Genomic DNA, 19,953 nt, shown 5'->3' on the forward strand with positions numbered 1-19,953 from the left:
CCGCCCCCATGGACCAATCACTCTTCCTCATCGTCATCATCGTGGCGTTCGCCGCGTTCATGTTCTACAGCAGCCGCAAGCGCAAGAAGCAGCAGGCGGAGCTCCAGACGAAGATGGTCCCGGGCTCCCGTGTCATGCTCTCGTTCGGCCTCTACGGCACGCTCGTGTCCGTCGACGACGACAAGGTCACGGCGGACGTCGAGGTCGCCCCCGGCACCATCGTGACGGTGCACCGCCAGACCCTGTCGCGCGTGGTCGACGAGGACGCGTCCGACGTCGAGACCGCCGTCGTGGCCGACGACGAGACCACCGCCCCGAAGCCGGTCACCGAGCTCAACGGTGAGCCCGTCTACGGCGAGCGTGTCGACGAGACCGACCCGACGAAGCGCAAGACCGAAGACTGACGCCCTCGGCCGCCGGGTCCACCGACCCGGCGGCCACACCCCTGCCGCCGGCCGTGAGGTCGTCGGTCCTGAACAGAAAGACGAGACGACCGGTGGCACGATCGACACCCGTCAAGAAGGCGCTGCGCTCGCTCACCTGGTTGGTGATCATCATGGCTGCCCTGGCCGGCCTGAACACCGCCGCGTCGGTGCTCGCCGCCAACAGCAAGGACGACACCGACGAGTGGTTCGCCGGCGCGAGCTGGGTCCCCGAATTGGCGCTCGACCTGCAGGGCGGCACGCAGCTGACCCTCGCGGCGCAGAACACCGAGGGCGGTTCCGTCACCTCGCAGCAGCTGAACCAGGCGGTCAACATCATCCGCCAGCGCATCAACGCGACCGGCGTCTCCGAGTCCCAGATCAACACGCAGGGCACGAACAACATCGTCGTGTCGATCCCCGGCAAGCCCGACAAGGCGACGATCGACCGGATCGAGGCAGCGGCGAAGCTGACCTTCCGACCGGTGCTCTACACCGAGGCGGCCACGAACACGGCGGTCGGCGGCAGTGACGGCGGGACCGCCTCGCCGACGCCGTACTCGCCGCCGGCATCGCTCGACGCGACCCCGAGCGCGAAGCCGACCAACGGCAGCGACCTGTCCCAGGTCACTCCGGCGCTGCAGGACCTGTACACGAACTACAACTGCGCTGCCCCGGACGACGTCACGGCGGCGCCCGACGACGAGCCGCTCGTCACGTGCGACCAGGACGGCGCCGCGAAGTACATCCTCGGCCCCGTCGAGGTCTCCGGTTCCGGCATCAGCAACGCGACCTCGGGTCTCGCCACCGACTCCCAGGGCGCGACCACCGGGCAGTGGGCCGTCAACCTGACGTTCTCGGGCAAGAGCTCGGATGACTTCCGCGACGTCACGAGCCGCCTCGTCAAGCTCCCCGCGCCGCAGAACCAGTTCGCGATCGTGCTCGACGGCACCGTCATCACGGCGCCCGCCTCGAACGCGGCCATCACGAACGGCAAGGCGCAGATCACCGGCAACTTCACCGCCGAGTCGTCCAAGACCCTGGCCGACCAGCTGAAGTACGGCGCCCTGCCCATCAACTTCCAGGTGCAGTCGAACGAGAACATCTCGGCGACGCTCGGTACCGCACAGCTCGTCGGCGGTCTCGTCGCCGGCCTGATCGGTCTGATCCTGGTCGTGATCTACTCGATCATCCAGTACCGGGCGCTCGCGTTCGTCACCGTGCTCTCGCTCGGCGTCGCGGCGGTGCTGACCTACCTCGTGATCGCGATCATGTCGTGGCGTGTCGACTACCGACTGTCACTCGCCGGCGTGGCCGGTCTCATCGTGGCCATCGGCATCACGGCGGACTCGTTCATCGTGTACTTCGAGCGCATCCGTGACGAGCTCCGCGACGGCCGTGGTCTCGAGAGCGCCGTCGAGTCGGGCTGGAAGCGCGCGCTCCGCACGATCCTGGCATCGGACTCGATCAACTTCCTCGCGGCGGTCGTGCTCTACATCCTGGCCGTCAGCGACGTGAAGGGCTTCGCGTTCACGCTGCTCCTCACGACCCTGATCGACGTCGTCGTCGTGGTCCTCTTCACCCACCCGATGATGCAGCTCATCGCGCGCAGCCGCTTCTTCGGCGAGGGGCACAAGTTCAGCGGACTCGACCCGTCCGCCCTCGGCGCCGTCTACCGCGGTCGGGCGCAGTTCCGCGCCCCGGTCGTGGACGGCAAGCGCCAGCGCAGCGCGGGCGAGGCCCAGCGCCGCCAGACGATCGCAGAGCGGAAGGCCCAGCAGGCCTCCGGCGACAACGGCTCCACGCCGGACGGGAAGGACGACTGATGGCCAGCTTCAGCCAGTTCGGCAGCGACCTCTACACCGGGAAGCGTTCGTACGACATCGTCGGGCGCCGCAAGACCTGGTACCTGATCGCCCTCATCGCGATCGTCGTCTCGTTGGCGGTGCCGTGGCTCCGCGGCGGGTACCACCTCGGCATCGAGTTCACCGGCGGGTCCGAGTTCACGATCTCGAACGCGAAGGACCTCGACCAGTCGGTCGCCACCCGAACGGTCGAGTCGATCGTCCCCGAGGGCGTGCCGCGCGTCTCCCAGGTCGGCCAGGACGGTATCCGCGTCCAGACCGAGCAGTTGACGGACCGCGAGACCAGCGAGGTGCAGGACGCCCTGGCCGAGGCCTACGGCGTGTCGGACGACCAGGTCGCCTCGACGTACATCGGCGCGACCTGGGGAGCCGACGTGCTCGCGCAGGCGATCCGCGGTCTCGTCATCTTCCTCGCGCTGGCGGCCGTGGTGATGGCCGTCTACTTCCGCACGTGGAAGATGTCCGTGTCCGCCATGGTCGCGCTGCTGCACGACCTGCTCATCACCGCCGGCGTCTACGGCATCGTCGGGCTCGAGGTCACCCCCGCTGCCGTCATCGGCTTCCTGACCATCCTCGGGTACTCGCTGTACGACACCGTCGTGGTGTTCGACAAGGTGCGCGAGAACACGTCGCAGGAGTCGCACCGCACCTTCGTGCAGTCGGTGAACCTCGCCGTGAACCAGACGCTCGTCCGGTCGATCAACACCTCGGTCGTGGCGCTCCTGCCGGTCGCGGCGATCCTCTTCATCGGGTCGTACGTGCTCGGCGCCGGCACCCTGCGGGACATCTCGCTGGCACTGTTCATCGGCATCATCGTCGGCACCTACTCGACGATCTTCATCGCGTCGCCGATGTACGCCCACCTCCGCGAGAACGAGCCCAAGGTCAAGGAGGCCGACGCGAAGAAGACGCGGGCGGCCGAGAAGCGCCAGCGCGAGGTCGACGCCGCGGCCGAGGTCGCCTGATGGCGGTCGAGGTGCACGACGTCGACGTGGCCGACGCCCGACGTCGGCTCGACGGGGGCGCGCGGTTGTTCGACGTGCGCGAGCAGGGCGAGTGGGACGAGGTGCACGCCCCGGAGGCGACGCTCGTCCCGATGTCCGAGCTGGTGGCCCGCTGGCAGGAGATCGACGGCGGTGACCAGCCCGCCATCGTCGTCTGCCACTCCGGCGCCCGCTCCGCGCGGGTCGTCGCCGCCCTCGAGCAGTCCGGGGTGCCGGCGGTGAACCTGACCGGCGGCATGGTCGCCTGGGAGCAGGCGGGCGAGCCGGTCGTGCGCGCCGGATCGTTCGGCGACGCCCAGGGCGAACCGCGTCACGAGCACTGACCGGACGCGCGTAGGCTTGCCAGACCGTACCCGGACACCGGTCGCAGGAGGCGCATCATGACGGACACCCGTGAGTCCTCGTCGCAGGGTGCGCCCACGCCCGGCGCGAGCCGTCCCGGGTCCGCGCCGCGGCCCTCCAGTCCGCTGAACGCGACGACCACCGGCAACCTCGGTTCCCTGCGGTCGCTGCTGCCGCGCCTCTTCTCGCGGGCGCAGCCCGCAGGGGCGGTCGACACGCTCATCCGTACCGTCCGGTCGCACCACCCGAAGGCCGACGTCACGCTCATCGAGCGGGCGTACTCGGTGGCCGAACGCGCCCACGACGGCCAGAAGCGGAAGTCCGGCGAGCCGTACATCACCCACCCGGTCGCGGTCGCGCAGATCCTCGCCGACCTCGGGATCGGCACGATCACGATCGCCGCGGCGCTCCTGCACGACACGGTCGAGGACACCGACTACCAGCTCGACCAGCTCCGTGCCGACTTCGGCGACGAGATCGCGATGCTCGTCGACGGTGTCACCAAGCTCGACAAGGTCAAGTACGGCGACAGCGCGCAGGCCGAGACCGTGCGCAAGATGGTCATCGCGATGTCGAAGGACATCCGCGTCCTCGTCATCAAGCTCGCCGACCGCCTGCACAACGCGCGCACCTGGGGCTTCGTGGAATCCGCGTCCGCGTCGCGCAAGGCCAAGGAGACGCTCGAGATCTACGCGCCCCTGGCGCACCGGCTCGGCATCCAGATGATCAAGCTGGAGCTCGAGGACCTGTCGTTCGCGGTCCTGCACCCGAAGCTGTACGTCGAGATCGACAGCCTGGTCAAGGAACGGCAGCCGAAGCGCGAGCAGTTCGTGCAGAACGTGATCGGCACGCTCAAGAAGGACCTGAAGGCCGCGAAGGTCCGTGGCGAGGTCATGGGCAGGCCGAAGCAGTACTACTCGATCTACCAGAAGATGATCGTGCGCGGGCGCGAGTTCGACGAGATCTACGACCTGGTCGGCATCCGCGTGCTCGTGCCGACCGTCCGCGACTGCTACGCGATGCTCGGCTCCGTGCACGCTCGGTGGACCCCGCTGCCCGGTCGCTTCAAGGACTACATCGCGACGCCGAAGTTCAACCTGTACCAGTCCCTGCACACGACGGTGCTCGGACCGCAGGGCCGTGCCGTGGAGATCCAGATCCGCACGCACGAGATGCACCAGCGTGCCGAGTTCGGTGTCGCGGCGCACTGGAAGTACAAGCAGCGTGCCCAGGGACGGGACGTCGACGCCTCCTCGACCACCGACGACCAGGACATGGCGTGGCTCGCCCACATCACCGACTGGCAGGCCGAGACGAGTGATCCGGGCGAGTTCCTCGACTCGCTCCGCTACGAGATCGGCGCCAAGGAGACGTACGTCTTCACCCCGCAGGGCAAGGTCATCGGCCTGCCCGCCGGTGCGACCCCGGTCGACTTCGCCTACGCGGTCCACACCGAGATCGGGCACCGCACGATGGGTGCCAAGGTGAACGGGCGCCTCGTCCCGCTCGAGAGCACGCTGTCGAGCGGTGACGTCGTCGAGATCTTCACCTCGAAGAACCCGGACTCCGGCCCGAGCCAGGACTGGCTGACGTTCGTCCGCAGCCCCCGTGCCCGCAACAAGATCAAGCAGTGGTTCACCAAGGAACGCCGCGAAGAGGCCATCGAGCAGGGCCGTGACGCGATCGCCCGGGCGATGCGCAAGCAGAACCTCCCGCTGCAGCGCATCATGAGCCAGGACTCCATCGCCGAGGTCGCCTCGTCGATGCGGTACGACGACGTCTCCGCGCTCTACGCGGCGGTGGGCGAGGGCCACGTGTCCACGCAGTCCGTCATCGAGAAGGTGCTCGGAAACGTGCAGACCGAGGCCGAGACGGACGAGCCCGAGCTCGCCTTCCCGCGACAGGTCACGAGCCGCCAGCTCCGGAACAGCGACAGCGGTGTGCTCGTCCGCGGCGCGCCCGACATCCTGGTGAAGCTCGCGAAGTGCTGCACGCCGGTGCCCGGCGACCAGATCGTGGGCTTCATCACCCGCGGTCAGGGCGTCTCCGTGCACCAGGCGTCGTGCACGAACGTGAAGTCACTGATGAACGAGCCCGACCGGATGATCGAGGTCGAGTGGGCCCCGTCGTCGAAGTCGGTGTTCCTCGTGCAGATCCAGATCGAGGCGCTCGACCGCTCCGGGCTGCTCAGCGACGTCACGCGCGTCCTGACCGACCACCACGTGAACATCCTGTCCGCGACGGTGTCGACGTCCTCGGACCGCCTGGCGCTCAGCCGGTTCGTGTTCGAGATGGGCGACACGACGCACCTCGACCGGGTGCTGAACGCCGTGCGGCGGATCGACGCGGTCTACGACGTGTACCGGGTCAGCGCGGGCTGACCCCGGCCGGCGCCTGATCGGGTGTCGCGGCGATCGCCTGGTCGAGACGCCGGGCCGCCTGCCGCACCATGGGGATCGTCCCGAGCGCTGCCAGGCGGCGCCGGACCTCGCCGACCCGCACCACCCCGATCGCCACGAGGCCGCGCAGGGCATCGTGCGCGGACGCGTCGAACGCGCCGGGCGCGCGGAGCAGGTCGACCGCGGTGCGCTCCGGCGAGGTCACCCGGATCGGGCCCACCAGCACGGTGTCCTCGGCGGGGAGCCGGACCTCGCGCAGCCGCACGTCGGGATCGACACGGATGCGGACGGTCGGCGGGACACTCACCTCGACCGGCGAGGGTGGGCGCGACGTCGCACCCCAGATCCAGGCAGCGGACCGCCCGCTCGCCATCACACGCTCGTCGGGCACGCGCCACGCGTGCGCGGCGGCGCGGAGGGCGGGCGTCTGCGGTTCCGCGGGGGAGGCCCAGCACCACCCGACGGAGACGAGCTCGCCGGCGAGCACCGCAGCGCGGAGCTCCGTCTCCGGCCAGTCGTCGCTGGTCAGCAGGCGGGGCGTCGGCACCCGCTCATCCTGCCGGACGGACGACCAGCGCGGTCGGGCCTGTGGAGAGGACGCCGGCCTCGGCGCTGCGGGCGCAGCCGTGACCGCCACCCCACCCGCGCGCCCAGCACGAGTGCGCACCCGTGAACGCGCCCGCGTGCCTGAGCGCCTGTTCGCCCGCGTCGCGTCAGCGCAGCACGTCTGCGCGGTGGACGAGCGCTGCCGCCCCGATGAGCGGCCCGTCCTGGGACAGCGCGGTCGGCACGATCCGGACCTTCGTCACGAAGCCGAACTCGACCCGCTCGGCCACCGCCTCGCGGGCGTACTCGAACAGGTCCGGCGTCACGTGCGAGAAGCCCCCGCCGATCGCCACGACCTCGAGGTCCACCAGGCTCGTCGCCGCCGCGACGGCCTGTCCGAGCGCCCGCCCGCTCCGCCGGACCGCCGCCACCGCGATCTCGTCGCCGGCCGCGTACGCGGCGGAGAGCTCCTCGCCGGTGCTCCCGGCGAAGCCCTGTCGCTGGGCCCAGGCGACGGTCTTCGGCCCGCTGGCGACCGCCTCGAGGCAGCCGGTGCCGCCGCAGGCGCACGGGTCATCGAAGCCGCCGCACTCGACGTGGCCGATGTGTCCGGCGTTGCCGGTGGGTCCGCTCACGGTGCGCCCGTGCAGGATGAGGCCGCCGCCGACGCCCGTCGACACGATCATCCCCATGACGTGGTCCGAGCCCTGCGCCGCACCGACCCAGTGCTCGGCCAGGGTGATCGCGAGCCCGTCCATCCGGAGCGTCACCGGCACCCCCTCGGGGACCAGGGCCGCGACCCGGTCGCGGAGCGGCCACCCGCGCCACACCGGCATGTTCAGGGGCGAGACGAGGCCGTGCTCCTCGTCGACCGGACCGGCCGCGCCGACCCCCACGCCGACGAGCCGGGCGTCCGCCGGCAGCGTCGCGAGGGTCGCCGTCACGACCTGGTCGACCGCCGCCTGCAGCTCGTCCGCACTCCGCAACGGTCCGGTGGGCTGCCGGTGCCGGGTGCCGGGCAGGACGACGCCCTGGTCGGTGACGAGGGCCGCCTCGACCTTGGTGCCGCCGAGATCGACGGCCAGCGCGATCGCGGACGAGGGGGACAGGGGTGCGGTGCTGGACATGCGCGCTCCGATGCGGCGGTCTGGAGGCCCGGCTCACCGTGACGACGTGACCTCGCGTCGGTGCGAGCCGGCCCCGGCGGTGTGGTCGGGTCGGTCGTTGCTGGTCCGGACGTCCGGACGGACCGGGTCGGTCCGGAGGGACCGGGTCGGTCCGCTCGGGCCCGGGTGGGGCCGCTCGCGCGCGCGGGCGGCCGAGACGTCAGTAGGAGGAGGTGTCGTCGCCGAGTGCCGACGCGGTGCCGGTGGACGCACGGTGTGCGACCTCGTCGAGGATGCGTGCCGAGGCGCTCGTGCCGATGCGGTCGGCACCCGCCCGGACCATCTCGAGCAGCGTGTCGAGGCCGCGGACGCCGCCGGATGCCTTGACACCCGTGTCGGGACCGACGGTGTCCCGCATCAGGCGGATGTGCTCGGCCGTCGCGCCGCCGCCGGCGAACCCGGTCGACGTCTTCACGAAGGCCGCGCCGGCGCGCTGGGCCGCTCGCGATGCGGCGACGATCTCGTCGTCGGTCAGGAACGCGGTCTCGAGGATGACCTTCACCACGGTGTCCCCGGCGGCGTCGACGACCGCACGGACGTCCTGCTCGACCCGGTCCCAGTCACCGGAGCGCGCTGCGCCGACGTTCTGCACCATGTCGAGCTCGAAGGCGCCGTCGGCCAGGGCCTGCAGCGACTCGGCGACCTTCGCGGCGGTGGTCGTGGTGCCGTGCGGGAACCCGATCACGGTGCCGACGCCCACCCCGGTGCCCTGCAGGCGCTCCACGGCGTGCGCGACGTCGCTCGGACGGACGCAGACGCTGAAGACCCGGTGCGCCGCGGCCTCGTCGAGCTGCGCATCGACGTCGGCGCGGGTGAGCTCGGGCTTCAGGATCGCGTGGTCGATGAGGGCGCGCACGGCGTCGGCGCCGAGCTCGTGCTGGTCGGCCCGGTCCTGGTGTGCGGGGATCGCTGCGTTGTCCACCCGGAAAGCCTACCCGGAGGCGACGCGCGTACCGTGCCCTCCATGCAGGTCCTCGTCACCGGTGCGACCGGGTACATCGGCGGACGACTCGTGCCCCGCCTCCTCGAGGCCGGGCACGACGTCCGTGTCTTCGTCCGCACGCCGCGGAAGCTCCAGGACGTGCCCTGGCACGACGACGTCGAGGTCGCCGAGGGCGACCTGCAGGACGCCGAGGCAGTCCGGTCCGCCGTCCAGGGTGTCGGGGCCGTCTACTACCTCGCGCACGCGATGGGTGCCGACGGCGACTTCGAGCAGGCCGAGCGGGACGCCGTCGAGACGATGGCGCGCGAGGCCCACGACGCCGGTGTGCGCCGCTTCGTCTACCTGGGCGGACTGCACCCCGACGGCGAGCTGTCGAAGCACCTCCGGAGCCGGAAGGAGGTCGGGGACGTGCTCCTGGCCTCCGGCGTGCCGACGATCGCCTACCAGGCCGGTGTCGTGATCGGCTCGGGGAGCACCTCGTTCGAGATGATCCGCCACGTGACGGACGTCCTGCCCTGGATGCCGGCACCCCGCTGGGTCCGCAACCGCATCCAGCCGATCGCCGTCCGTGACGTCCTGTACTACCTCGTCGAGGCGCTCGGCATCCCCGCCGACGTCAACCGGACGTTCGACATCGGTGGTCCCGACGTCCTCAAGTACGGGCAGATGCTGAACGGCTACGCGGTCGAGGCGAAGCTGCCGCAGCGGCGCTTCACCGTGCTGCCCGTGCTGACCCCGGGTCTCTCCGCACACTGGTTCAACATCGTGACGCCGATCCCGCGGAAGCTCGCGACACCGATCATCGAGTCGCTCCAGTTCGAGTGCGTGCAACGCGAGCACGACATCGACCGGTACGTCCCGCGTCCGGAGGGCGGACTCACCTCCTACCGCCGTGCCGTCCGGCTGGCCCTGACGAAGATGCGGAAGGGCGAGGTGCAGACGAGCTGGCGCAGCGCCACGCTCTCCTCGACCCCGGCGGACCCGCTGCCGAGCGATCCGGAGTGGGCCGGGCACACCGTCTACGTCGACGACCGGAAGCGGCACTCGAGCGCGAGCGCGGACGACGTCTGGCGCGTCGTGGAGTCGATCGGCGGCGAGAACGGCTGGTACTCCTTCCCCCTGGCGTGGGTGGCACGCGGGTGGATGGACAAGGTCGCAGGCGGGGTCGGCCTGAACCGCGGTCGACGCGACCCCCACCGGCTGGAGCAGGGCGACGCGCTCGACTGGTGGCGGGTGGAGCGGCTCGAGCGCGGGCGCTACCTGCGGCTCCGCGCCGAGTTCAAGTCGCCGGGACGCGCCTGGCTCGAGATGCGGGTCACCCCGAGCGACGACGGCGGCAGCGACTACCACCAGCGGGCGATCTACTTCCCCCAGGGACTGCCCGGACGCCTGTACTGGTACGGCATCCTGCCCTTCCACGGCGTCATCTTCCCCGGCATGGTCGAACGCATCACGGCGGCGGCCGAGCGCGAGTCGCAGCACACGGAGTCGACGGGGCGGAACTGGACCCAGCAGAATGGGCCGCAGGAACCGGTACACGAGGAGGCAGCATGACCACCGAACACCCCACCGTCCTGTTCCTGGGCGACAGCATCACCGAGCAGGGTTCCTGGGACCAGTGGCTCCCGGGCGAGCGCACGAGCAACCAGGGCGTCGGCGGCGACACCACCGACGGGGTGCTCGCGCGACTCGACGCCGTGATCGCCGAGCAGCCCGAGGTGATCGTGCTGCTCATCGGGACGAACGACTTCGGGAACCACCGGTCGAGCGTCGAGCACGTCGTCCGCGGCGTCGAGTCGATCCTGGTGACGCTCCGCCGCGAGCTCCCCGGCGTCCGTCTGCTGCTCGTGTCGATCCTGCCCCGCCAGGCCGACTGGTGCGCCAAGATCGAGGAGGCGAACCGGCACCTCCGTCAGTTCGTCGCCACCTGCCACGCCCAGTACCTCGACCTCTGGCCGGCCCTCGCGGAGGACGACCACCTCGCCGACCGCTACACCGAGGACGGCCTGCACCTGACCGCCGACGGCTACCGTGCGGTCGTCGACGAGCTCGTCCCGGCGCTCGAGCGCGTCCGCGGGCTGCCGCCGATGTCCCGTCCGATCCAGGCGATCGACCTCGAGGAGGCCGGCGCCTGATGGCACGGAAGGGTCGGCCCCCCGCAGGCTCGTCGCTGCAGGGGGTGCCGACGCACCGCCCCGACGAGCGCCCGGCGACCACCGCGGCGTCGGCCGACGGGATGCCGCCCTTCACGCGCCCGGCACTCGCGCCGTCGCTGCTCGCCGCGGTCGTCCTCATCGCCTTCGTCGCGGTCCTCGACTCCTCGGGCTTCGTCTTCGTCCGGTGGGGCGTGACGGTGCTCGCGCTGATCGTGCTCGTCTTCGCCGTCCGGGGCCGCTCCTGGTGGGCCGTCGCGCTCACGGCCGCGATCGCGGTGTGCTGGAACCCCGTCGTGATCGTGCCGATCCCCGGCCAGGTCTGGGCGGGCCTCCAGCTCGTCGCTGCCGCGGCCTTCCTCCTGACCGGCATCGCCGTCAAGGTGCCGCGCGGGACGGACGCGGGGCGCGCCTCCCGACCGTGACCGCGCGGCGCTCGCGCGCGCCCGTCGGACGGTAGGATCGCAGGAGCCGGGCACAGGGCCCGGCTGACGCGATGCGAAGGGCATGGATGAGCCACGAGACCGAGCCGGCGACCGAGAGTCCTCTGCTGAACCCTCGACCGTCCTCCGGCGGTCTCGACCGACCTGACGTCGTCGTCCGCAAGGGACGCCTGACCCTGGTCAACGGGCACCTGACACCCCAGCAGTCGATGATCGAGGACCTGTTGTTCCTCGACGACGCGCTCACCGCCGGCGACGTCGACCACCTGCTCATCCGCGGCAACGACCGACGTCCGGTCGTCGCGGTCGACGAGCGCGACCGGCAGCGTGCCGAGAGCGCGATCATGGCCGCCGCGGTCAACGAGCCGTTCTACGCGAAGCCGCCGGGACAGCCCGCCGTGCTCGTGCTCGACGACGGTCTCGGATCGGTGGACGAGCCGGTGCTCCGGCTCTTCCGACCCCGGCTCGAGCCGATGGGTCGCCTCCGCTACGGCGCCGAGACGAGCGTGCAGCTCGAGTTCTGGCGCGTGACCGACACCGAGGTGCTCGCCCCCGTCGAGAACGCCCTGATGCGCCGCAGTCTCCCCGTCGAGGAGTTCGAGCTCGTCGACATCGAACGCTACGGCCGCACCTGGCGCACCGTCGAGCACATGTTCGACGACCACGTGTCGGACATCCGGTTCCCGATCGACATCGTCTTCTCGTGGGTCGACGGCAACGCGATCGAGTACCAGCGGGCACGTCAGGCCGCGCAGGCGAACGCCGTGCTGGGGGAGGGCGACGATGCTCCGGCGCGCTTCCGACAGATCGACGAGCTGAAGTACGCGCTGCGCTCCGTCCACACCTTCGCGCCGTGGATCCGCCAGATCTACATCGCCACGGACTCGCCGGCGCCCGCGTGGCTCGCCGACCACCCGAAGGTCCGGATCGTCCGGAGCGAGGAGTTCTTCGCAGACCCCTCGGTGCTCCCGACGCACAACTCGCAGGCCGTCGAGTCGCAGCTGCACCACATCCCGGGCATCAGCGAGCACTTCATCTACTCGAACGACGACATGTTCTTCGGACGGATGGTCGAGCCCTCGGTGTTCTTCAGCCCGGGGTCGGTGTCGAAGTTCATCCTCGCGACCACCCGCATCGGGCTCGGGACGAACAACCCGGCACGGAGCGGGTTCGAGAACTCCGCCCGCGTCAACCGTCGCCTGCTGCAGCAGCGCTTCGGCGCGGTGACCACACGGCACCTCGAGCACGCGCCCACACCGCTGCGCGCCTCGATCATGACCGAGATGGAGCACGAGTTCGCAGACGAGTTCCGCGCGACGATGGCATCGCGGTTCCGCGCGGCCGAGAACATCTCCGTGACGAACTCCCTGTACCACTACTACGCGCTGCTCACCGGTCGGGCGATCGTGCAGGAGAACGCTCCGGTGCGCTACGTCGACACGACCATGCAGTCCGGGCTGAAGGCGCTGGAGGACCTGCTCAAGAAGCGGAACGTCGACTTCTTCTGCCTGAACGACGGGAGCTTCCCGGAGGTCTCCGACGACGAGCGCACCCGGCGCGTGACGGACTTCCTGGAGAAGTACTTCCCGTTCCCGGCGCCGTGGGAGCAGGACGCGCAGTAGCCCCCAGCGGACCGTCCGGCCCGGTCTCCCTCGTCGCGGCGAACGGGCCGATGACGGCACTGTCGGTGCGGCGGGCGGGCCAGCCCTGGCGCCTCCGACCGAGCGGGCCATTCCTGTCGCGCTCAGCGCGCGGGCGCGACGAGTCGTACCCGGCGGACGACCGGCGCGCGGCATGTCGTGCTCGCTCGGCGGGCAGGAGTGGCCTCAGCGACGGACGGGAGGCTCGGCGCGCGTCTAACAGGGACGTCACCCGCATCGCGGTGTGCGGCCTGCAGCGTGCAACGGTGCAGCGTGCAGCGTGCAGCGTGCAGCGACGTCAGGCCGTCAGCGGCGGACGGCCGTCAAGGACGGACAGCCGTCAAGGACGGACAGCCGTCGAGGACGCACAGCCGTCAGCGGCGGACGGGGGAGGTGGGCACCGTGTCGAGGGTGAACACCGGGATGCTCGAGGTGACGGGCGCCGGCTCGACGGCCGGGGCGATGGTGATGCCGGCCGCCGCAAGACGTGCCTCCGTCTGCTCCGACGACACCGGCTCACCGACCGTGGAGTAGTGGCCGATCGGCACCACCGAGTGCACGACGTTGTTCCCGTACACGTGGACGAGGTTGAACGACTGCGCGCCGTCCTGCCCCCGGGTGCCGCCCTGGTACTCGGTGAGGTCCTGCGTGTAACAGGTGGCACTCGCAACGGACACGGGCACGCCCGCGAACACGGCGCTCGTCGAGTAGTGCAGGTGTCCGGCGATGATCGAGATGACGTCCGACCCCTCGATCACCTCCGCGAGGGCCGCCTGGTCGCGCAGTTCGACGAGGACGGCGAGGTCCTGCACGCTCGGCACGGGCGGGTGGTGCATGGCGAGGATCGTGCCGTGCGGCGCCGCCTCGGACAGCACCTCGGCGAGCCAGTCGAGCTGCGCGGGGGAGACCTCGCCGTGGTGTGCCCCCGGCACGCTCGTGTCGAGGGTGATCACGCGGAGGCCGTTCACGTCGTAGACGAAGTCGACCGGACGATCGGTCGGCTGCAGCCCGAAGAGCTCCTGGCGGAAGGCCCCGCGCTCGTCGTGGTTCCCCATGGCCCAGATGACCTGCGCGCCGATCCGGCGGGCAGCCGGCTCGACGATGTCGCGGATCCGGACGTAGGCACCGACCTCGCCCTTGTCGGCGACGTCGCCGGTGACGACGATGGCCTCCGGGTGGGTGCCGGAGGCCTCGATGTCGGCGACGATCGCCGAGAGCCGTGCTGCGGAGTCGACGTCGCCGTAGAGCGCGCCGTCACCCGCCACGAGGTGGGTGTCGCTGAGGTGGAGGAGGAAGTGGTTCGGCCTGGGGTGTTCGGCCGTCCGGCTGTCCATCGGTCTCTCGTTCCGTTGGCGGATGCGTGGTGCAACACGTTGCCACACCGTCGATGACGAGTCCAGCACGCCACTCTGAATGCACGGTGAACCGGGAGTGGCGAGTCTGCACCAGAACAGGCGAACGAACGAGCCCCCCGACCACGGTGTGGTCGAGGGGCTCGTTCGTTCTTGCCGAGGAACCTAGTGGTTGCCTGCGCCCAGCGCGGGAGCCTGGGCCTGGTGGTCGCCCTCCAGCTCCGGGCCGTGGTGCGCGGCGTGCGCTGCCTCGAGCTCGGCCTTCGTGACCGGCGCGATGCGGTCCTCGAAGAAGAAGCGGGACAGGTTCGCACGGACCTTCTGCACACCGGTGATCCGACCCTTGGCGTCCGGACGGACCATGAGCGGCTTGTACTCGTTGAACTGCAGGAGCTTCCAGCGCTCGTACTCGTCGAGCTGCTCGTGCACCTCGATGTACTCGCCGTGCGGGAGCCGGACGATGCGACCCGACTCGTAGCCGTGCAGGACGATCTCGCGGTCCTTCTTCTGCAGCGCCAGGCAGACCCGCTTCGTGATCCAGAAGGCGACGAACGGACCGAGGACCGTCGTGGCCTGGATGACGTGGATCACGTGCTCGATCGACACCATGAAGTGCGTCGCGATGATGTCCGACGAGGCAGCGGCCCAGAGCGACGCGTAGAGCGTGATGCCCGCGGCACCGAAGGCGGTACGGGTCGGAGCGTTGCGCGGACGGTCGGCCAGGTGGTGCTCACGCTTGTCGCCCGTGACCCACGCCTCGAGGAACGGGTAGGCGAACATCGCGATGATGAGCGCCATGAGGACGGCGATCGGGACGAGGATGTTGAACGACACCGTGTAGCCGAACCACACGACCTCCCAGTGCGGCGGCACCAGACGGAGCGCACCGTCCGCGAAGCCGATGTACCAGTCGGGCTGGGTACCGGCGGACACGGGGGAGGGGTCGTACGGGCCGTAGTTCCAGATCGGGTTGATCGTGAACAGCGACGCGATGAGGGCGAGGATGCCCGCGACGATGAAGAAGAAGCCACCGGCCTTCGCGGCGAACGCCGGGAGGATCGGGACGCCGACGACGTTCTCGTTGGTCTTGCCGGGGCCCGCGAACTGCGTGTGCTTGTTGATGACGACGAGCACGAGGTGGACACCGAGCACCGCGACGAGGATCGCCGGGAGCAGCAGGATGTGCAGCGTGTAGAGGCGGCCGACGATGTCCGTGCCCGGGAACTCGCCACCGAACAGCAGGTAGGCGATCCACACGCCGATCACCGGGACGCCCTCGATCATGCCGACGATGATGCGCAGGCCGTTGCCGGAGAGCAGGTCGTCGGGGAGCGAGTAGCCGGTGAAGCCCTCGGCCATGGCCAGGACCCAGAGCACGAAGCCGAAGACCCAGTTGAGCTCACGCGGCTTGCGGAATGCACCGGTGAAGAACACGCGGGCCATGTGCAGCATCACCGAGGCGACGAACAGCAGGGCGGCCCAGTGGTGGATCTGTCGGACGAACAGACCACCGCGGATGTCGAAGGAGATGTTCAGCGTGGACTGCAGCGCGGTCGACATCTCGACGCCCTTGAGCGGGACGTACGAGCCGTTGTAGACGACCTCGGTCATCGACGCCTGGAAGAAGAACGTCAGGAAGGTCCCCGACAGCAGGACGACGACGAAGCTGTACAGCGCGACCTCGCCGAGCATGAAGCTCCAGTGGTCGGGGAAGATCTTGCGCCCGACCTCCTTCACCAGGCCCGAGATGCTCGTGCGCTCGTCGATGTAGTTGGCGGTGGCCCCGATGAGTCGGGACCCGCGCGTCGGCTCGGGCCGTGTGGCCGTGGCCGGCGCGCTCGTGGTGGTGGTGCTGGTCATCAGCGTTCACGCTCCCAGAAGGACGGTCCGACCGGCTCGTGGAAGTCGCTCTGTGCGACCAGGTAGCCGTCGTCGTCGATCGCGATCGGAAGTTGGGGGAGGGGACGTGCAGCCGGGCCGAAGATGACCTCGCAGTTGTTCGAGACGTCGAACGTCGACTGGTGGCACGGGCACAGCAGGTGGTGCGTCTGCTGCTCGTAGAGCGCGACCGGGCACCCGACGTGGGTGCAGATCTTGGAGTAGGCGACGATGCCGTCGTAGCCCCAGTCCTCGTGCCCCGCGGAGGGGTTGAGGTCCTTCGGGTCGAGACGCATGAGGAGGACGGAGGCCTTGGCCTTCTCCTCGAGCATGTGCTCGGAGTCGAGCATGCCGTCCGGGATGACGTGGAAGACCGAACCGATGGTGACGTCCGACGCCTTGATCGGCAGACCCGTCGGGTCCTTCGTCAGGCGCATGCCGGACTTCCAGAAGGTGTGGCGCAGGAGCTCGTTCGGGTCCTCCGCCGGGGCGAAGTCACGGACGAGGACGACACCGGGCAGCGGGAAGGCCACCAGGGCACCGATCATCGAGTTGCGGATCAGCTTGCGACGGCTGAACCCGGACTCCTTGTCGGCGAGCTGGAACGCCTCGACCGCCTTGGCACGGGTCGCGTCGGTGCCACGGGTGCTGTGACGCAGTTCCGTGATCTCGCGGTCCACGACGAGCGACTTCGACCAGTAGACGGCGCCGAGGCCCAGCGCGAGCAGGGCCAGGGCGATCGCCAGACCGAGCCAGAGGTTGCCGGCACGGACCGTCCCGAAGTCCTCGGGGTCGATCGGGAAGGCGATGTACGCGGCGATCGCGAGGACGCTGCCCACGATGGACAGGTAGAAGAACGTGGCGACCTGACGCTCGGCCAGACGCTGCTTCTTCGGGTCGACATCGGTGCGGCGCGCGCGGTGCGGCGGCTCACCCGGGTTCTCGAACGGGTCCGCGGGGACGACCGCGATCCCGGCCGACGTGCTGGTCGCGCCGTGCTTCTCGACAGCCGAGGACGAGTTCACTGCCTCGTCGTCGTGCTCTGCCATGGTGTTCCCTTCAGTGTCGTTCGACACGGACGATCAGTTGGACTTCGCGGTCAGCCAGACGGTCATCGCGACGACCGCGCCGAGTCCGAAGATCCAGATGAACAGACCCTCTGCCACCGGGCCGAGGGAGCCGAGGGCGAACCCGCCCGGGGACTTGTTGTCCTGCACGTACTTGAGGTACGTGATGATGTCGGCCTTCTGCTCCGGCGTCAGGTTGAGGTCGTTGAAGACCGGCATGTTCTGCGGGCCCGTGACCATGGCCTCGTAGATGTGCTTGCCGGAGACCGACTGCAGGTTCGGGGCGTACTTGCCCTCGGTCAGCGCACCACCGGCGCCGGCCACGTTGTGGCACATCGCGCAGTTGATGCGGAAGAGCTCGGCACCCTCGGCAGCGTCACCGCCACCGTTCGTGAGGTCGGAGGAGGGGATCGACGGGCCGGGGCCGAGCGACGCGACGTAGGCGCCCATCGCGTCGATCTGCTCGTCCGTGAACTGGGCGGGCTTCTCCTCGGCCTGGGGGCCCTGCGCGGCCATCGGCATGCGACCGGTCCCGACCTGGAAGTCGACCGACGCGGCACCGACACCGATGAGGGACGGACCCTCGCCGGTGCCCTGCGCGTCGAGACCGTGGCAGGTGGCGCAGTTCGAGGCGAAGAGCTTCTCGCCCTCGTTGACCTTGGACTGGCTGGACACCGCGGAGGTGGTGCTGTCGTCGGCGTTGGCCGTCGAGCTGAACAGCGCGTACGCACCGCCGGTGGTCATGAGACCGACGACGATGAGCGAGACGGTCGCCATCGGGGAACGGCGGCCCTTCTTGGACTTGCTTCTGGTGAACATGCGGTGGGGGGTGTCCAGTTCCTACTTGAGAAGGTAGATGACAGCGAAGAGGCCGATCCAGACCACGTCGACGAAGTGCCAGTAGTACGACACGACGATCGCGGTGGTCGCCTCCTTGTGCCCGAAGTTCTTGGCGGCGAAGCCGCGGCCGAGGGTCAGGAGGAAGGCGATGAGACCACCCGTGACGTGCAGGCCGTGGAAGCCGGTGGTCATGTAGAACGCGGAGCCGTAGGCGCTCGACGAGAGCGTCACGCCCTCGTGCCAGAGGTTCGCGTACTCGAAGATCTGGCCGCAGACGAAGATCGCGCCCATGCAGTACGTGACGAAGAACCACTCCGTCATGCCCCAGTCCTTCGGGTTCCAGCTCGTGCGGTGCACCTGGAAGCGCTCCGCGGCGAACACCGCGAACTGGCAGGCGAAGCTGGACAGCACCAGGATGATCGTGTTCACCGAGGCGAACGGCACCTCGAGCTTGGCGGTCTCGGTCGCCCAGAGCTCGGGCGAGGTGCTGCGCAGGGTGAAGTAGATCGCGAACAGGCCGGCGAAGAACATGACCTCGCTGCCCAGCCACACGATCGTCCCCACGGCAACGGCGTTCGGCCTGTTCAGGACCGGACCGCTGGCGGATCTGGAGAGAGGGGTGCTAGTCACGTCCTCCATTATGGCCGAAACCACTGACAGTGTTTTCGCAGGACACTGGCGGGTCGTTCGAACTCAGTACGATCGAGCCATGTCCCACGCACTCTCCTGGCCTGCAGTGATCAGCGCGCTCATGGCGCACGAGGACCTCTCGATCAGGCAGTCCACGTGGGCCATGGAGGAGATCGTCCAGGGACGTGCGACCGCCGCACAGATCGCGGCCTTCGCGGTCGCGCTCCGCGCCAAGGGGGAGACCGTCGACGAGGTCGTGGGCTTCCGCGACGCCATCCTCGACGCCGCCGTCCCGCTGGACGTCGACCCGATGGCGCTCGACATCGTGGGCACCGGCGGCGACGTCGTCGGCACCGTCAACGTCTCGACGATGGCCGCGATCGTCATCGCGGCCGCGGGCGTGCCGGTCGTCAAGCACGGCAACCGCGCGAGCTCGTCGAAGTCCGGCTCGAGCGACGTGCTCGCCGCGCTCGGACTCGACCTCACGATGGACGCCGCGCGTGTCGCGGACACCTTCCGGCGTGTCGGTCTGACGTTCGCGTTCGCGAGCGCGTTCCACCCCGGCTTCGCGCACGCGGCACCGGTGCGGCGCGAGATCGGGGTGCCGACGGTCTTCAACTTCCTCGGCCCGCTGGTGAACCCGGCACGGTGCGAGGCGAACGCCGTGGGCGTCGCACAGCTCGAGCTCGTCCCGATCATCACGGGCGTCTTCCAGACCCGTGGCGCGACGGCGCTCGTGTTCCGCGGCGACGACGGCCTCGACGAGCTGACCACGACGGGCCACTCCCACATCTGGGAGGTCACGGGCGGCCGCGTCACCGAGCACGACCTCGACCCGCGCGACCTCGGGATCGCCCGCGCGCGAACCGAGGACCTGCTCGGCGGCGACCCGGAGCACAACGCCGCCGTCGTGCACCGCGTGTTGGCGGGGGAGACCGGTCCGGTCCGCGACATCGTGCTGCTCAACGCCGCCGCCGGCCTGGTGTCCTTCCGCCTCGCCGAGGACCCCGAGCAGGCGGACCGACCGATCCTGCAGCGCTTCCGCGAGCAGCTCGCCGTCGCAGCCGGGGCCGTCGACTCCGGCGCCGCCGCGCGGAAGCTCGCCGACTGGGTCGGCGCCGCGCCGGCGGCCTGAGCAGCCCCGCGCGGGACGCCGGCGTCGGCGCGAGCCGCACCGGAGACGACGAGACGCCCCCGGATCCGGGGGCGTCTCGTCGTACGGGCGGCGTCCCGTGGCGAGCAGACGGACACGAGGACGCCGCT

The 19,953-nt window shown here is 70.0% G+C and carries 18 protein-coding genes; 10 read left to right on the forward strand and 8 right to left on the reverse strand.

All coding sequences use genetic code 11. From position 1 onward, the window contains the following. Positions 1 to 8 precede the first annotated feature (8 nt). The 5 genes from yajC to ACIQFY_RS02275 all read left to right on the forward strand — a co-directional run bounded on the left by yajC (position 9) and on the right by ACIQFY_RS02275 (position 6,014). The gene (yajC, locus tag ACIQFY_RS02255; protein ID WP_271826993.1) at positions 9 to 404 is read left to right on the forward strand and encodes a preprotein translocase subunit YajC; all 396 of its coding nucleotides are present in this window, start codon (positions 9 to 11) and stop codon (positions 402 to 404) included. 92 nt (positions 405 to 496) lie between these two features. After that, positions 497 to 2,248 carry a protein translocase subunit SecD gene (gene secD, locus ACIQFY_RS02260; protein WP_066654296.1) on the forward strand — a complete coding sequence of 584 codons (1,752 nt, stop codon included), beginning with the start codon at positions 497 to 499 and terminating at the stop codon, positions 2,246 to 2,248. Continuing rightward, entirely contained in the window at positions 2,248 to 3,252 is a 1,005-nt protein-coding gene (gene secF / locus ACIQFY_RS02265) for a protein translocase subunit SecF (RefSeq protein WP_066654302.1), read from the forward strand. Before secD ends, secF begins: the two co-directional genes overlap by 1 nt. After that, positions 3,252 to 3,614 carry a rhodanese-like domain-containing protein gene (locus tag ACIQFY_RS02270; protein WP_400338108.1) on the forward strand — a complete coding sequence of 121 codons (363 nt, stop codon included), beginning with the start codon at positions 3,252 to 3,254 and terminating at the stop codon, positions 3,612 to 3,614. The genes secF and ACIQFY_RS02270 overlap by 1 nt, the downstream gene beginning before the upstream one ends. Before the next feature lie 57 nt (positions 3,615 to 3,671). Beyond that, positions 3,672 to 6,014, forward strand: coding sequence for a bifunctional (p)ppGpp synthetase/guanosine-3',5'-bis(diphosphate) 3'-pyrophosphohydrolase (locus tag ACIQFY_RS02275; RefSeq protein ID WP_245171075.1), 2,343 nt, complete (start codon positions 3,672 to 3,674; stop codon positions 6,012 to 6,014). On the opposite strand, the gene ACIQFY_RS02280 is transcribed toward ACIQFY_RS02275, so the two are convergent. The 3 genes from ACIQFY_RS02280 to deoC form a co-directional block, all read right to left on the reverse strand. Then, entirely contained in the window at positions 6,001 to 6,579 is a 579-nt protein-coding gene (locus tag ACIQFY_RS02280) for a type IV toxin-antitoxin system AbiEi family antitoxin (protein WP_400338110.1), read from the reverse strand. The two genes, ACIQFY_RS02275 and ACIQFY_RS02280, sit on opposite strands and share 14 nt — an antisense overlap. 166 nt (positions 6,580 to 6,745) lie before the next feature. Next, a complete protein-coding gene (locus tag ACIQFY_RS02285; protein ID WP_066654306.1) occupies positions 6,746 to 7,705 on the reverse strand; it encodes an ROK family protein in 960 nt (319 codons plus the stop codon). A 199-nt stretch (positions 7,706 to 7,904) separates the two neighbouring features. Then, the gene (deoC, locus tag ACIQFY_RS02290) at positions 7,905 to 8,666 is read right to left on the reverse strand and encodes a deoxyribose-phosphate aldolase (protein ID WP_400338111.1); all 762 of its coding nucleotides are present in this window, start codon (positions 8,664 to 8,666) and stop codon (positions 7,905 to 7,907) included. 42 nt (positions 8,667 to 8,708) lie between these two features. On the opposite strand from deoC, the gene ACIQFY_RS02295 reads away from it, so the two are divergent. The 4 genes from ACIQFY_RS02295 (at position 8,709) to ACIQFY_RS02310 (ending at position 12,905) form a co-directional block, all read left to right on the forward strand. Then, positions 8,709 to 10,241 (forward strand): SDR family oxidoreductase, encoded by a 1,533-nt coding sequence (locus ACIQFY_RS02295; protein WP_400338113.1) that lies wholly within the window; start codon positions 8,709 to 8,711, stop codon positions 10,239 to 10,241. Further along, a complete protein-coding gene (locus tag ACIQFY_RS02300) occupies positions 10,238 to 10,822 on the forward strand; it encodes a GDSL-type esterase/lipase family protein (RefSeq protein ID WP_209682587.1) in 585 nt (194 codons plus the stop codon). The genes ACIQFY_RS02295 and ACIQFY_RS02300 overlap by 4 nt, the downstream gene beginning before the upstream one ends. A 44-nt stretch (positions 10,823 to 10,866) precedes the next feature. Further along, on the forward strand, positions 10,867 to 11,265 hold the full coding sequence (locus ACIQFY_RS02305; RefSeq protein WP_400338115.1) for a DUF6804 family protein: 399 nt from the start codon (positions 10,867 to 10,869) through the stop codon (positions 11,263 to 11,265). Positions 11,266 to 11,351: 86 nt separating this feature from the next. Next, positions 11,352 to 12,905, forward strand: coding sequence for a stealth conserved region 3 domain-containing protein (locus ACIQFY_RS02310; protein ID WP_081984855.1), 1,554 nt, complete (start codon positions 11,352 to 11,354; stop codon positions 12,903 to 12,905). Between the two features lie 392 nt (positions 12,906 to 13,297). Here ACIQFY_RS02310 and ACIQFY_RS02315 read toward each other — a convergent pair whose 3' ends face one another. From ACIQFY_RS02315 to ACIQFY_RS02335, 5 genes are all read right to left on the reverse strand, one after another. Continuing rightward, complete coding sequence (locus ACIQFY_RS02315) at positions 13,298 to 14,257, reverse strand: phosphodiesterase (RefSeq protein WP_251155485.1); 960 nt, start codon at positions 14,255 to 14,257, stop codon at positions 13,298 to 13,300. 183 nt (positions 14,258 to 14,440) lie between these two features. Further along, positions 14,441 to 16,135 carry a ubiquinol-cytochrome c reductase cytochrome b subunit gene (locus tag ACIQFY_RS02320; protein ID WP_066654312.1) on the reverse strand — a complete coding sequence of 565 codons (1,695 nt, stop codon included), beginning with the start codon at positions 16,133 to 16,135 and terminating at the stop codon, positions 14,441 to 14,443. Continuing rightward, positions 16,135 to 17,202, reverse strand: a complete 1,068-nt coding sequence (locus ACIQFY_RS02325) for a ubiquinol-cytochrome c reductase iron-sulfur subunit (protein WP_066654314.1) — start codon at positions 17,200 to 17,202, stop codon at positions 16,135 to 16,137. The genes ACIQFY_RS02320 and ACIQFY_RS02325 overlap by 1 nt, the downstream gene beginning before the upstream one ends. A 33-nt stretch (positions 17,203 to 17,235) precedes the next feature. Next, positions 17,236 to 18,039, reverse strand: a complete 804-nt coding sequence (locus ACIQFY_RS02330) for a cytochrome c (protein ID WP_251155487.1) — start codon at positions 18,037 to 18,039, stop codon at positions 17,236 to 17,238. A 21-nt stretch (positions 18,040 to 18,060) separates the two neighbouring features. Beyond that, positions 18,061 to 18,699 carry a heme-copper oxidase subunit III gene (locus tag ACIQFY_RS02335; protein ID WP_058727853.1) on the reverse strand — a complete coding sequence of 213 codons (639 nt, stop codon included), beginning with the start codon at positions 18,697 to 18,699 and terminating at the stop codon, positions 18,061 to 18,063. Between the two features lie 70 nt (positions 18,700 to 18,769). Here ACIQFY_RS02335 and trpD point away from each other — a divergent pair, with 70 nt between their 5' ends. Continuing rightward, the gene (gene trpD, locus ACIQFY_RS02340; protein ID WP_209682579.1) at positions 18,770 to 19,825 is read left to right on the forward strand and encodes an anthranilate phosphoribosyltransferase; all 1,056 of its coding nucleotides are present in this window, start codon (positions 18,770 to 18,772) and stop codon (positions 19,823 to 19,825) included. Positions 19,826 to 19,953 lie beyond the last annotated feature (128 nt).

Source organism: Curtobacterium sp. NPDC092190 (assembly GCF_044755625.1).
In the GTDB taxonomy this organism is placed as follows: Bacteria; Actinomycetota; Actinomycetes; order Actinomycetales; family Microbacteriaceae; genus Curtobacterium.